This is a genomic window from uncultured Pontibacter sp., assembly GCF_947492645.1.
GTDB lineage: Bacteria > Bacteroidota > Bacteroidia > Cytophagales > Hymenobacteraceae > Pontibacter.
The window spans coordinates 302,511-316,857 of record NZ_CANLMZ010000003.1 but is presented as its reverse complement, the minus strand read 5'-3'; the positions used below and the strand labels follow the sequence as shown (position 1 = coordinate 316,857).

Annotated in this window: 13 protein-coding genes; 1 reads left to right on the top strand and 12 read right to left on the bottom strand. The window is 45.5% G+C overall.

Going from position 1 to position 14,347, the window contains the following annotated elements; translation table 11 throughout:
• Positions 1 to 326: 326 nt before the first annotated feature.
• From Q1A23_RS04190 to nuoK, 5 genes are all read right to left on the bottom strand, one after another.
• Entirely contained in the window at positions 327 to 989 is a 663-nt protein-coding gene (locus Q1A23_RS04190) for an intradiol ring-cleavage dioxygenase (protein WP_299819881.1), read from the bottom strand.
• Positions 990 to 1,114: 125 nt separating this feature from the next.
• Complete coding sequence (locus Q1A23_RS04185) at positions 1,115 to 2,497, bottom strand: NADH-quinone oxidoreductase subunit N (RefSeq protein WP_299819878.1); 1,383 nt, start codon at positions 2,495 to 2,497, stop codon at positions 1,115 to 1,117.
• A gap of 42 nt (positions 2,498 to 2,539) precedes the next feature.
• Positions 2,540 to 3,991 carry an NADH-quinone oxidoreductase subunit M gene (locus Q1A23_RS04180; RefSeq protein WP_299819875.1) on the bottom strand — a complete coding sequence of 484 codons (1,452 nt, stop codon included), beginning with the start codon at positions 3,989 to 3,991 and terminating at the stop codon, positions 2,540 to 2,542.
• 12 nt (positions 3,992 to 4,003) lie between these two features.
• On the bottom strand, positions 4,004 to 5,968 hold the full coding sequence (gene nuoL, locus Q1A23_RS04175; protein WP_299819872.1) for an NADH-quinone oxidoreductase subunit L: 1,965 nt from the start codon (positions 5,966 to 5,968) through the stop codon (positions 4,004 to 4,006).
• A 43-nt stretch (positions 5,969 to 6,011) separates the two neighbouring features.
• On the bottom strand, positions 6,012 to 6,341 hold the full coding sequence (nuoK, locus tag Q1A23_RS04170) for an NADH-quinone oxidoreductase subunit NuoK (RefSeq protein ID WP_299819869.1): 330 nt from the start codon (positions 6,339 to 6,341) through the stop codon (positions 6,012 to 6,014).
• Between the two features lie 357 nt (positions 6,342 to 6,698).
• Between nuoK and Q1A23_RS04165 the strand changes: the two genes are divergently transcribed.
• Positions 6,699 to 7,622, top strand: coding sequence for a hypothetical protein (locus Q1A23_RS04165; protein WP_299819866.1), 924 nt, complete (start codon positions 6,699 to 6,701; stop codon positions 7,620 to 7,622).
• Between the two features lie 147 nt (positions 7,623 to 7,769).
• Here Q1A23_RS04165 and Q1A23_RS04160 read toward each other — a convergent pair whose 3' ends face one another.
• From Q1A23_RS04160 to nuoD, 7 genes are all read right to left on the bottom strand, one after another.
• Positions 7,770 to 8,288 (bottom strand): NADH-quinone oxidoreductase subunit J, encoded by a 519-nt coding sequence (locus tag Q1A23_RS04160; protein ID WP_299819863.1) that lies wholly within the window; start codon positions 8,286 to 8,288, stop codon positions 7,770 to 7,772.
• Between the two features lie 4 nt (positions 8,289 to 8,292).
• On the bottom strand, positions 8,293 to 8,802 hold the full coding sequence (locus tag Q1A23_RS04155) for an NADH-quinone oxidoreductase subunit I (RefSeq protein ID WP_299819860.1): 510 nt from the start codon (positions 8,800 to 8,802) through the stop codon (positions 8,293 to 8,295).
• 87 nt (positions 8,803 to 8,889) lie between these two features.
• The gene (nuoH, locus tag Q1A23_RS04150; protein ID WP_299819857.1) at positions 8,890 to 9,945 is read right to left on the bottom strand and encodes an NADH-quinone oxidoreductase subunit NuoH; all 1,056 of its coding nucleotides are present in this window, start codon (positions 9,943 to 9,945) and stop codon (positions 8,890 to 8,892) included.
• A gap of 3 nt (positions 9,946 to 9,948) precedes the next feature.
• Positions 9,949 to 10,929 (bottom strand): 2Fe-2S iron-sulfur cluster-binding protein, encoded by a 981-nt coding sequence (locus Q1A23_RS04145; RefSeq protein WP_299819854.1) that lies wholly within the window; start codon positions 10,927 to 10,929, stop codon positions 9,949 to 9,951.
• Positions 10,930 to 11,008: 79 nt separating this feature from the next.
• A complete protein-coding gene (nuoF, locus tag Q1A23_RS04140) occupies positions 11,009 to 12,355 on the bottom strand; it encodes an NADH-quinone oxidoreductase subunit NuoF (RefSeq protein ID WP_299819852.1) in 1,347 nt (448 codons plus the stop codon).
• A 148-nt stretch (positions 12,356 to 12,503) separates the two neighbouring features.
• A complete protein-coding gene (locus tag Q1A23_RS04135; RefSeq protein WP_299819849.1) occupies positions 12,504 to 13,037 on the bottom strand; it encodes an NAD(P)H-dependent oxidoreductase subunit E in 534 nt (177 codons plus the stop codon).
• A 54-nt stretch (positions 13,038 to 13,091) separates the two neighbouring features.
• Entirely contained in the window at positions 13,092 to 14,336 is a 1,245-nt protein-coding gene (gene nuoD, locus Q1A23_RS04130; RefSeq protein WP_299819846.1) for an NADH dehydrogenase (quinone) subunit D, read from the bottom strand.
• Positions 14,337 to 14,347: the final 11 nt, after the last annotated feature.

The window sequence follows — 14,347 nt, the reverse complement described above, 5'->3', positions numbered from 1 at the left end:
TCAACAATAGATAGCAAGGCCTGCCTCACAAAATGAGGCAGGCCTTCTTGTTTATCCACATATTTACACTTATCCACTTACTGTTTGTTGATAACTCTACAATAAAGAATTCAATAGATCACTTTTCCTGACTATCCAAAGTATAAACTTGGCTGTAATTGTGGATATGTGGATAACATTGGTTGATAAGTGTTGTGTATAACTTGCCGGCTTGATTACACAGTAAGTATACACGCATGTGAATATGCCCTTATGGTAGAGTTGTGCTTAAGCCTATCCAACCGAAAGATGATGCTGGGCGCGGGTTAGCAAATTTGTAGTATAAGCTATTGCTCCGGGTAATCTTTAACGTTCAGTCCAAGTATAATGTCACGATTTACATACTGCACATCATGTAGCAAGCGTGGTTTTACAATGCTGCTTCCTCCAATGTTATTAAATTGATTTCTTTCCTGTGATGTTAGTAGCGGGTCATCTTCAAAAACGACATCGTCAATGTAATACTCATTGGCAAGAGTAGGTTCTTTTACCAGCATGTGCACATGGGCTGGCATAGTATTGTTTGGGTATGGTGCCGGGCGAATAGTATAAATAGTATACTTCCCTTGTCTATCTGTTTTTACCCATCCCCGAATATAGCCATGGCGTTTAACATCTGGGTTTAAACCTTGCTTATCTGCATATAAACCATCTTCATTTGTTTGCCAGTAGTATAGCAAGATATCTGGGGCAGGAGTCTTTTGATCGGATCTGTAAACAGTTCCTGTTAAAACGAGTTTGTCGCCGTCACCACTCCAGGCTTTACTCGTGTCTGTAGCATCTATACTTTGGGGCATACCAACATACATTAGCTCACAAGTGTCGCAGGGCCCACCTACTCTTGCATTCGTTTGGTTTTTGATACCAGAGTCTGGTTGTGTTTGACCATTGCAACTGCTAGCTGCCAGAAGTATGGCTATTTTAAAGTATAAACCCAAAGCGTTCTTCATAGCCCAACCCGGTTATTAGCTAGTAGGGTGTACTAACTTTTGTTGCAAGTGGTTCAGCAGGAGTTGCTTAAAACAGAAGAGGCTGCCTTTGTGGGGCAGCCTCTTCTGTGAATATAGCTTTTATACTACAGCAAGTCGTTGATGAGCGCTGGGGCTATACCTAGAAGTAGTGTTAATACAGTAATAAAGATAAGTGTGAAAGAGGCAAAGCTACCCACTCGAACCTTCTCAAAATTAGTTGCCGGCTGCATGTACATCGCTATAACTACTCTGAAGTAGTAGTAGATACCTACAGCTGCAAGTATAACCGCGATAACTACAAGCCATAGCATATTAGGGTCCTCTAATACAGCAGAGAACACAAAGAACTTAGCAAAGAAGCCGGCTGTAAGCGGGATGCCCGCTAGTGACAACATGGCAACCGTCATAACGAAAGCTAGCAACGGGTTTGATTTACCAAGGCCATTGAATGCTTCATACTTGTCAGAGCCTTTTTGGTCTGCTACTAACATTAACACGCCAAATGCAGCTATCGATGCGGAAGCATATGATAAAGAGTAGAAAAGTATAGACGAGGCAGAATTGCTGTTAAAAGCGATCAAAGACATGAGTAGGTAACCAGCATGCGAGATACTGGAGTAAGCCAACATACGCTTTGCACTTGACTGAACTACTGCCCCAATATTACCAACTACAAGCGTTAGTACCGTGATGGCGATAAGCGTTGGGAACCAAGCTGCGTAAGATGCAGCAAAAGCAGCTGCCATTAGCTTAAAGAATGCGGCCACACCAGCTGTTTTTACAACAGTAGACATGAAAGCTGTGAAGAATGTAGGCGATCCTTCATACACATCCGGAGCCCAGAAATGGAATGGAGCGGCAGAAATTTTAAAGGATATACCAATCACTACCATTAGCAGTCCAAGTATAAACATAGAGCTCATCACACCGTCTGTGGCAATTTGCGCTGCTCCAATCTCTGTTATATTAAATGTTCCGGTTGCGCCGTAAATCAGCACAATACCAAACAAAAGTATACCAGTAAAGAACGAACCCATCAGGAAGTATTTCAGGGCTGCCTCATTTGAGCGGAGGCTTTTTTTGTTGCTACCTGCTACTACATACATGGCAATAGAGAGTATCTCTATACCAACAAACAGCATGATGATGTTCTCGTAACTTACCATCATAACGGCACCAACCAGCGAGAATAGCAGCAGGCTGTAATATTCGGCAAGGTTAGAGTCGCCTTCTTCCACATAACGCTGCGAGAAAGGAATAAGCAGCAACGTTGTTAATACCATGATACCTGTAAAAGCCACCGCATAATTATCGATGGTAATCATGTTATTAAAGTAGGTTTGGGTATCGTTCCAGCTAAGCAAGTTAACACCGAACACTACTATCAAAAACAGTAGCGCCAGGGGCAACAATATCCTCTTAGACTTCGTGAATCCTATAAAGAGGTTCGCAATGCCAAATACGGATAGAAGTATAATCGAAGTCATGTCGTCGTATTTCTGATAAACTCGTTATTCTTTATTAAGCTGCTAGCGGTTGATTATGGTTAGCAGGTTCATTACAGCAGGCTCCGATATGCTCAGGAAGGTGTTCGGGAACAAACCAATCCAGAACACCATGATCACCAACGGAATCAATACAGCCTTCTCATTAAATGTAAGATCTGTAAAGTTTTCAGTAGCCTCAGATTTGGTACCGAACATTACGCCCTGGAACATACGCAGCATGTATACTGCACCAAGTATAATGGTTAAACCAGCTACACCGCCATAAATATAATTGTACTGGAACACGCCAGATAGCAACAGGAATTCACCCACAAAGCCGTTTGTAAGTGGTAGCGCCACAGATCCAAGCAATAAGATCATGAAGAAGATCGAAAGTGCCTTTGCATTCTGTGTGATACCGCCTAAGCTGGAGATCTCTCTTGTGTTAGTGCGTGTAAAGATGATGTCGATGATAAAGAACAAGCCAACCACGTTGATACCATGGCTTAGCATCTGTATAACGCCTCCTTGCAAGCCTTGCTCATTTAAAGTAAAGATACCTGCTGCGATAAGGCCAACGTGTGCGATAGAAGAGTAAGCAATTAAACGCTTCAGGTCGCGCTGGCGAATGGCAATGATAGAACCGTAAACGATACCAATAATCGAAAGTATAAGCACCAGGTTTGTCCACTCGCTAACCCCCATTGGTACTACCGGCAGCAACCAACGGATTACGCCATATATACCCATTTTAAGCATGATACCGGAAAGTAGCATCGTAGCTTGTGTTGGCGACTCTGTGTAGGTGTCTGGTTGCCAGGTATGGAAAGGGAATATTGGCATTTTAATAGCAAAGGCAATAAAAAGGAACCAGAAGATCCAGCTTTGCTCTCCGCTGCTAAGTGCTAACTGGTAGAACGCGTTTATATCTGATGTATGTGTGCCCGGTGTTTGTAAGTACAAGTATACAAAAGCGGCCAGCATAAACAGCGATCCGAATATGGTGTATACAAAGAACTTAAACGTAACCTTGATTCTGTTCTCGCCACCCCATACTGCTGCGATAAAGTATATTGGTATAAGCGCCACTTCCCACATAAAGTAGAAAAGGAAAGCATCCATGGCCACAAATACACCAATCAGGCCTGTTTGCATGAAGAGTATAAGGGCATAAAAAACGTTCGGGTTCTTATAATCGTGCTTGAAAGACGAAAGCACGATAAGCGGCACCAGGAATGTTGTAAGCAGTACCATCAGTATGCTAATGCCGTCCATGCCGATGCTAAAGCTGATGCCTGCGCTCTCTACCCATGGTAGGTTAAGCATTAACTGTGTATTGCCATTTTGGGCGTCAAATCCAGAGAGAGCGAAAAGTGACAGCGCGAACTCAATAAGCGCTGCTACAAAAGCCACTTTCTTGGCACCTTGTCCTTTTATTAGCAACACCAGTAGTGCAGCTAAGGCAGGCCAGAAAAGTAAAAGAGCTGTAATCATCTTCTTAAAACCTTATCCGATAAAGAAGTTTAAAAATAGAATCAGAACGATGCTGAACACCATTACTAAAATGTAGAACCCGATAACGCCGCTTTGTGCGTAGCGCAGCGATCGTCCGCTTTGCATTACAAGTTTACCAAAACCATTCACAATGCCATCTACTACAACCACATCAAGTATGCGATGGAAGGCAGATGACATCCACATGATCGGGCGTACAATAATGGTGTCGTATAGTTCGTCGATGTAGTATTTGTTGTAAATCAGGTTGTGGATAGGAGAAAGCTTCGTACCCTCTGCAACCGGAACCGTTCTTTTGCTTACATACATAACATAAGCGATGATTGCGGCTATAACTGCCACCGCTACAGACATGCCCATCAGCATCCATTCTGTAGCGTGATCTATATGAAGCGGCGCTACAGCAGCAGCGTTAGCTACCTGGGCATAACCGTAAATAGGAGCCAGGTAGTTTTGCAGCACGTGCATGTTCTCGCCAAATACAGCCGGAATTCCAAGGAAACCACCTACTGTAGAAAGTATAGCCAGGACGATAAGCGGTAATGTCATAGACATTGGTGACTCGTGCAAGTGGCTTTTCTGTGATTCTGTGCCTCTGAATGTTCCGAAGAAGGTCAGGAATACCAGTCGGAACATGTAGAATGAAGTCATAAAAGAGGCCAGCATACCTAAGCCCCATAATAATTTGTTGTGTTCCCAAACATGCGCCAGCAACTCATCTTTAGAGAAGAAACCAGCAAACGGAGGAATACCAGCAATGGCAAGTGTTCCGATGAGGAAGGTAACAAAGGTTATTGGCAGGTACTTGCGCAAGCCACCCATGTTGCGGATGTCCTGCTCGTTGCTCATGGCATGTATAACCGAACCCGCACCTAAGAACAGAAGCGCTTTAAAGAATGCATGTGTAAGTACGTGGAAGATAGACGAAGAAAACGCCATCACACCAAGTGCCAGGAACATGTAACCTAACTGTGATACAGTAGAGTAAGCCAGTACCTTTTTGATATCGTTTTGAGCAAGACCTATAGTAGCGGCTACTACAGCTGTAATTACACCAACAATAGCGATAACTTCCAGGGTAGTAGGAGCCAGTACATACAGCACGTTGGAACGAAGCACCATGTAAATACCAGCCGTAACCATGGTTGCCGCGTGTATCAGGGCCGAAACCGGAGTTGGACCCGCCATCGCATCTGGTAACCAGGTAAACAACGGAATCTGAGCACTTTTACCCATGGCGCCAACAAACAGCAGCAGGGTAATCGCGATCATTACCGTAGAATCGATACCACCTGTATAACGGGCAGCCTCAGCGAAAACCTGCGGGTAGCTAACGGAGCCGAATGTGATAAAGATGAGGAAAATACCCAGCAGGAAGCCTAAGTCACCGATACGGTTCATCACGAAGGCTTTCTTAGCGGCATTATTGTAGTTGGTGTTCTTGTTCCAGAAACCTATCAGCAAATAGGAGCAAAGCCCTACACCTTCCCAGCCCACGAACATCATCACGTAGTTAGAGCCCATTACGAGCAGTAACATCGAGAACATAAACAGGTTGATGAAGGAGAAAAACTTACCAAAGTTCTCGTCGTGGCTCATGTAGCCGGCAGAATACAGGTGGATAAAGAATCCGATACCTGTTACCATCAGCATCATCAGCAGCGTCAGTTGGTCAATCATAAACGAGAAACCAATCTGCATATCGCCTGCTGATATCCAGTTGTAATAATCCACCATGTAGGCGCGGCTGCCATTAGCGGTAAAATCAAGGAAAAGGTAAATCGAGATCAGGAACGACGCCAGTACGGTGCCACACCCGATCATACTTACCAAGCCTTTTGCCAGTTTGCGGTTGCCCAGGCCGTTCAGAATAAAGCCCAGCAGGGGCAGTATCGGAACAAGCAGACAAAGTAGTGCCATTCCCTGGTTGTTAAGCGGCATTACAATTTCTTGCATCTGTGTATATGTTTAAGCTAATTCAGAGTTATTTAGAGGCTGTTTACCACTTCAGGTAGTTCAGCAGTTGCACATCGGTAGAGCGGATGTTGCGGTACGTCATCACGATTATGGCCAAGCCAACGCACACTTCGGCTGCTGCTACTGCCATGATAAAGAACACGAAAACCTGTGCACTTGCATCGGCTCTGTAAGAGGCAAGGGCTGTTAAAAGCAGGTTAACTGCATTAAGCATAAGCTCGATGCACATGAAAATTACGATGGCGTTACGACGTGTGAGCACTCCGATCACACCGATTGTAAACAAGGCGGTGCTAAAGAACAGGTAATACTCTAACGGAATGGTTCTGATTACCTCAGGTATTTGGTTCATCTTATATGGGACTGAACGTATTACTGATAAATTACTGTCCAAAAATCAAGTCGCAAAGTTACCGGCATTTTTGTAAAATCCATAACTTATTTCCATACTTCTTCGGATCAGTACTTTATGGTTTTTGCCCCTTTTCAAGCTTTAAGTTAAATAATTTGGGAAGCTCCATTTCAAGGTGCAGTTTTGGAAGATTTATACTTTTGCTTCATGTTTGCGTAGCTATGTTAAATTCTGACTCCTGCTGCTATGCTTAATAAATATAATATTTGCTTTGCTATTGCCTTGATTGTGCTTGGTTCCTGCAAATCAACGGGGCCTGTTGCAACTGAAGCCCCTGTATTAACCAAGTTGGAAAGTATGAAACTAGAAGCGTCTATTTTACAACAGCGCATGTTACAGCAAATCCCTTCCGCATCCGGTATCGAATATGTGGAGGGCAGCTACTATGTGCTCGGAGACGATTCGCCTTACCTTTACCAGTTAGGGGAGGCATTCGAGTTAAAGCGCAAATACCCTCTTTTTGATACTACAGCCTTTAAAAACGGGCGTATCCCGAAAGCGGAAAAGCCTGACTTGGAAAGTATGGCACACTTCACGTATGGCCGCGATAACATGCTGCTGCTGCTAGGGTCCGGCTCAAGCGAAAGTAGGAACAAAGCTTATTGGGTTAATTTGTCTGAGAACATGAAAGTGCGGGAGGTTGATTTTAGCAGGTTCTTTACTTTCCTGAAAAGTATTCTCAAAATTAAAACCGAAGGCGAGTTGAATATTGAAGGTTTAGCCACCGACGAGATTTATACTTACTTGCTTCACCGTTCTATAGGTAATAAGGCGAATGTGCTTTTCCGGTTTGATACTGGAGACTTTAAGGATTATATTTTAGGTAATGCTGGGTTGCCTGCCGCTGCAGCCTATTATTTTATGCTACCTGCAGTTGGGCAGAACGGTGCAGGCTTTTCAGGTGCTTATACTTCCGAAGGCAAGCTTTTCGTCACAGCGTCAGTTGAAGCTACTTCTAATGCCATTGATGACGGAGAAGTGCTGGGTAGTTTTATAGGGGTGATAGATTTATTGGCTTTGCCTTATGCCTCTGATGCTGCAAATCCTTTGCAAGTGCCAGCTGTGCAGTTAACGAACACAAATGGCAGCGTTTATAAAGGCAAAGCAGAATCATTGATTGTAACAATGCCTGAAAATCAAAATAAGTATAAAGCAATTATTGTTACCGACGATGATAAAGGAGGGTCTGAGTTACTGGAGGTAGAGTTAACGGTGGAGTAGAGGATAAGCTTTGCCGCCACCTTCTCTACTTTGAGGATTTCCCTTATGCTATACTTGTAAATCATATAACACTTCAGAATGTCATAAAAAAAGGGTGCTACCACAATGGCAGCACCCTTTCAGTATTTAAAAATCGAAAAGTACTTCTTAAAAATGCTGTTCTCCTGTTTCCTTTTTGCCTAACATCACAGCACCAACCATAGCCACCAGGAACAGCACGGAGGCAAGCTCAAATGGCAGCAGGTATTGTGTAAACAGTACCTTACCCAAGTTCTCTACCATACCCACCTGCGAGTTGTAAGTTTCAGGGTTATAGCCAACTATGGCGGCATCTTTTAGAGCAGCTATCATCACTACAAAAAGTAAACCACCGGCTAGTGTACCGGCTATTTTACTGATGACAGAGGTTTTTACAGCATTTTCAGCATTCTTGCCCATATTCAGAAACATGATCACGAACAAGAACAAAACCATGATAGCACCAGCATACACAATAATATTTACCGCTGCCAGGAACTGCGCATTAAGCAGAATGTAGTGGCCGGATATCGTAAAGAAGGTAATGATCAGGAACAGTACGCTGTGTACTGGGTTCTTTGATATTACTACCATCAGGGCGCTAAGCAGCGTAAGCGAAGTCAGGAAATAGAACAGGTTCTCTGTCATCGGGCTATTTTGTTTCTGTAGTCTTAAGAGGCTCAACCAAACGGTCTTTGCCATATATAAACTCATCGCGCTCGTAACGTGCAGGCGCTAATTTGTCGTCTTGCAGGAAAATGGCAGCTTTAGGGCATGCTTCCTCGCATAGTCCGCAGAAGATGCAGCGCAGCATGTTCACCTCATAGGTTACTGCATACTTTTCTTCGCGGTAAAGATGCTCTTCACCAGCCTTACGCTCACCAGCCGTCATGGTGATGGCCTCGGCAGGGCAAGCCACCGCGCATAAGCCACACGCAGTACAACGCTCAGCACCATTTTCATCGCGCTTAAGCACGTGCAGGCCACGCCATACATCGCTTCTTTCGCGTGTTTGTTCCGGGTACTGTACAGTTGCTTTCTTTTTGAAGAAATGCTTTAGGGTGATACCAAGACCTTGTGCAATAGCAGGAAGGTAAGCCCTTTCTGTAAAGGTCATCTCCCTTTTCTGCACTTTCTTGCTTCTATTTGATAGTGGTTCCATCTCTATTTCGATTATGAGTGTTGGGGTAGCAGGTTTATACTTTCAACAGGTATACTCCCGGCAACATTCAAATTTCGGTACTATAGTTTAAAATAAATACTCTTTTAACAGAATACCGCCGCCTGTCAGCATAATGTTCAGTATCGCAAGCGGAATCAGGATCTGCCAGCCAAGCTTCATCAATTGGTCGTAACGGAAACGCGGAAGCGTCCAGCGAACCCACATGAAGAAGAAAATGAACAGGAATATTTTAGTGAACATTGCAACCAGACCAACTATAGTTACCACGTTGTTCGCTAAAACAGGATCGCTGATGGCGGCACGAAGATCTTCCATGAACGGAAAGTTGTAAGCACCAAAGTATAACGTTGCCATTACTGCAGACGCTACAAAGATGTTTATATACTCCGCAAACAGGTACATACCCAGTTTCATAGAGCCATACTCTGTGTGGTATCCTCCGATAAGTTCTGCTTCAGATTCAGGTAAGTCGAACGGGGTGCGGTTACACTCTGCAAAAGCACATACCAGGAAAATAATAAAGCCAAGCGGTTGGTACCAGATGTTCCAGTTAAAGCCACTCTGCTGCTCTGCAATTTCTCTTAGAGACAATGTTCCGCTAAGCATTAAAACAGCGATAAGCGAAAGCCCCATTGCCAGTTCGTAGCTGATGTTCTGTGATGCCGCGCGAATGGCACCCAACAGCGAGAACTTGTTATTGGATGCCCATCCACCTACCATCAGACCATATACACCAAGCGATACAACACCGAATACGTAAAGTACACCTATGTTTACATCAATGGCAATCAGATTAATCTCATGGCCACCAATAATAAGTTTATCTCCGAAGGGTACTACTGCGCTAGACATGGTAGCAACTAGCATGGCTATACCAGGACCTAGTATGAAAAGCGCTTTACTTGCCTTATTAGGTATAAAGTCTTCTTTAAAAAACAACTTACCTGCATCGGCTAAAGGCTGCAGCAAACCAGCCGGACCTGCACGGTTAGGGCCTACGCGGTCCTGGATGAAGGCAGCTATCTTACGCTCAAAGTATGTTGAGTAAGTAGCGATCAACAGGGTTATGCCGAAAATCGCCAGAATGTATATCGCTTTGTATAATAGGTCTACAGACTCCATTTCTTATTCCTGTGGAAGGTTTTTCTTAGTGGATACTGGTAAATTTGGTACAATCGGAACGTTGACAACCGGCAGCTCATAGTGGTTAGCCGAAATTACAGAGCCTCTGTCAATGTGACGCGGCCCTTCGATTGTCCAGTCCTTCACCTCTTTTTTATCAAAGCGGCAGGTGTTGCAGATAAATTCCTCCACCTCAGCATATTGGTCTTTGCGGGCTGTTACACGAAGAACTTCCTCGCCACGCGTCCAAAGCGTTACTTTACCAGAGCAGGTAGGGCAATCGCGGTGTGCATCCATTGGCTTCGTAAACCAAACGCGGTTCTTAAAGCGCCATGTCTTGTCTGTTAAAGCACCAACCGGGCACACATCAATCACGTTACCAGAGAACTCGTTGTCGATCACGTTCTCAATGTAAGTACCGATCTCAGCGGCATCGCCACGGCCAAGCACACCATGCACACGGTTATCAGCAATCTGATCAGCTGTATACACGCAACGGTAGCACAGGATGCAACGCGTCATGTGCAGTTGGATGTAAGGGCCCAGATCTACTTTGTTAAACGTACGACGCTCTTCCTCGTAACGTGTAGCGCTCACGCCGTGCTCGTAAGACAAGTTCTGCAGGTCGCACTCACCAGCCTGATCGCAAACAGGGCAATCCAGCGGGTGGTTGATCAGCAGCATCTCTACGATACCTTTTCTTGCGTTCAGTACATCCTCGTTTGTAGTATTCTCTACCACCATACCGTCTTGAACCTGCGTAATGCACGAGGCCACCAGCTTAGGCATAGGGCGTGGGTCTTTTGCAGAGCCCTGTGTTACTTTTACAAGGCACACGCGGCACTTACCGCCACTACCTTTTAAAGGTGTATAAAAACACATGGCAGGGGGCACTACATCGCCACCAATTTTTCTAGCAGCCTGCAGAATGGTAGTTCCATCTTCTACCTCTACCTCGATGCCGTCGAATGTTATTTTAGCCATTTGTAAGTTTCCTATTATTGGCGCACAAGTATAAATTGTGCTGTATTTAAGCTACTAAAGTATAGCAGTAGTTAATTTCTTAAGCTGTAATTGCGTCAAGTTGGCCTCTGTACACGGCACCCGGAGCTGTTGCTTCTTTCGGATGCTTGATGTGCCACTCAAACTCATCACGGAAGTGGCGCACTGCACTTGCTACCGGCCATGCAGCTGCATCACCAAGTGGGCAAATCGTGTTACCCTCAATCTGCTTGGCTACGCTTACCAACAGGTCGATATCCTGCTGATGTCCGTGACCGTACTCGATGCGGTGTAACACTTTCTCCATCCAGCCTGTACCTTCGCGGCATGGGCTACATTGACCACATGACTCGTGGTGATAGAAGCGGGCATAGTTCCACGTGTTACGCACGATGCATTGGTCTTCGTCAAACACGATAAAGGCACCTGAACCCAGCATAGAGCCGCTCACAAAACCACCGTCAGACAATGATTCATAGGACATCAGGCGATCTTCGCCGGCTGCTGTTTTAAGTATAAGGTTGGCTGGTAGAATTGGAACCGAAGAACCTCCAGGCACTACTGCCTTCAGTTGCTTACCTTTCCAGATGCCGCCGCAGTATTGGTCAGAGTAAATAAATTCCTCTACCGGCACGCCCAGCTCAATCTCGAATACTCCTGGGTTGTTGATGTTACCGCTGGCAGAGATCAGTTTTGTACCTGTGCTTCGGCCCACACCAATCTTGGCATACTCAGCACCAGTATTATTCACGATCCAGGGCACAGAAGCGATGGTCTCCACATTGTTTACCACCGTAGGAGACTGGAACAGACCCTTTACCGCTGGGAAAGGAGGTTTATTACGTGGGTTGCCACGCTTACCTTCCAGAGATTCCAGCAAAGCTGTTTCCTCGCCGCAGATATAAGCACCACCACCCGGAGCAACGTGCAGGTCCAGGTCGTAACCTGAGCCAAGTATGTTTTTGCCCAGCAAACCGGCTGCATACGCCTCAGCGATGGCTTTTTCCAGAATGCGAAGCACGAACAACAACTCGCCACGGATGTAAATGTAAGAGGTATTGGCTCCCAACGCGTAACTGGAGGTAATCATACCTTCAACCAAAGCATGCGGGTTTTTCTCCATGAACCAACGGTCCTTAAAAGTGCCCGGCTCCGATTCGTCGGCGTTGCAAACCAAGTAACGTGGAACGCCTTCTGGTTTAGCCAAAAAACTCCACTTCATACCAGTAGGGAAACCAGCACCACCACGGCCACGCAGGCCTGATGTTTTTACCTCTTCCACCACCTCATCCGGAGACATCGTTTTCAGGGCTTTCTCTACAGATTTGTAGCCGCCATGCTTACGGTATACTTCCAGCGTCTCGATGCCTGGTACGTTAATATGTTCGGTTAATATTTTAAGTCCCATTTTAGCAGGATATATAGCTTGACAGTTGCTTTAACGGCAGCCTGCCTGATTATACTTTATTGTTGATTGACAATGGACTGTAAGACAAAGGACAAAAGAGATAACATACTAAGTCTTTGTCAAAAAGTCTTTGTCACAAAATCAAAAATTACTTAGCCCAGGTTGGCGTTTCGTGCTCTTTGTTGCGCATCATCTCCAGGAACTGGTCCAGTTTCTCTTCTGAATCAATGTTCTCATAGTATAGTTCGCGCACCTGCAGCATTGGGCCGCTGCCGCATGAAGCAAGGCACTCAACCGGCTTCAGGGTAAACATACCATCTGCCGTTGTTTCGCCTTCTTCAATGTTCAGTTTCTGCTTGATCATATCGATCATCTGATCGGCACCACGCAGGCAGCAAGGGCCAGTACGGCATACTTCCAGTACATGCTTGCCAACTGGCTTCAGGTTGAACATCGTATAGAAAGTAGCTACTTCGTATACTTCGATCGGCTTGATGTTCAGGATCTCCGCTACCTTGTCCATTGCCTCCGGGCTAACCCACCCGCCGAACTCCGCCTGCGCAATGTGCAGGATAGGCAGCAAGGCTGATTTTTGGCGTCCTTCTGGGTAGTGGCTTATATAGCGCTGAATTTCGGCCATGGCCGCATCAGAAAACTTTACTTCGTTTATAGTCTCTGCCATTTTTATATTGTCACCGGCCAAAGGCCAATGTTAAATGGTAATTTATAATTCTAATTAAGCGTCCAGCTCGCCAGCAATTACGTTCAGGCTACTCAGCGTCAGGATCGCGTCAGCCAGCTGGCCACCTTTGATCATTTCTGTATATGCCTGGTAGTAAATGAAGCATGGTCTGCGGAAGTGCAATCTATAAGGTGTGCGGCCACCGTCGCTAACCAGGTAAAAACCTAATTCGCCGTTACCGCCCTCTACGCTGTGGTATACTTCGCCAACCGGAGCATCAATCTCACCCATCACAATTTTAAAGTGATAGATCAGGGCTTCCATGTTTCGGTATACTTCCTGTTTTGGAGGCAGGTAATAGTGCGGTGCATCAGCGTGATAAGATCCTTCAGGCAGGTTTTTGTACGCCTGCTCAATGATCTTTAAACTTTGCCATACTTCCTCGTTTCTTACTAAGAAGCGGTCATAGGTATCGCCTTTAGAGCCTACCGGAATTTCAAACTCAAAGTCTTCGTAAGAAGAGTATGGGTTCATCACGCGCACGTCGTAGTCTACACCCGTAGCACGCAGGTTAGGTCCGGTAAAGCCGTAGCTAAGTGCACGCTCTGCAGAGATAGCGCCAACGTCTGTCGTTCTGTCGATGAAGATACGGTTGCGTGTAAGCATTTTCTCAAACTCTGCCCATACTTTCGGGAAGCGCTTCAGGAACTCGTCGATCAGGTGCAATGCCTTTGGAGAAAGATCGCGCTCCATGCCGCCGATACGGCCCATGTTTGTTGTCAAACGGGCACCGCATACTTCTTCGTAAATGTCGTAGATGTGCTCACGCTCCTGCATCACGTACAGGAAGCCTGTAAAGGCACCAGAGTCCACACCCAGAATTGAGTTACAGATCAGGTGGTCCGAAATACGTGCCAGCTCCATCATGATCACGCGGATATACTGCGCACGCTTTGGTATAGTAATACCCAACAGCTTCTCTACCGTCATATGATACCCCATATTATTGATAGGGGATGAGCAGTAGTTCATGCGGTCAGTAAGCGGTGTGATCTGGTAGAATGGTCTGCGTTCTGCTATTTTCTCAAAAGCACGGTGGATGTAGCCAATCGTAGGAACTGCGTCCATGATCTTTTCACCGTCCATTTGCAGGATGTTCTGGAAAATACCATGCGTTGCCGGGTGCGTTGGCCCCAGGTTAAGCGTGGTTAATTGCGGCTCTTCTTTCAGGGCAAGTCCGTGGTCTAGGCGGAATTGTTCCAGGTCAGTAAGCTCGGCTTTTTTATTTTCAGTAGCCATGTTTTACTCCT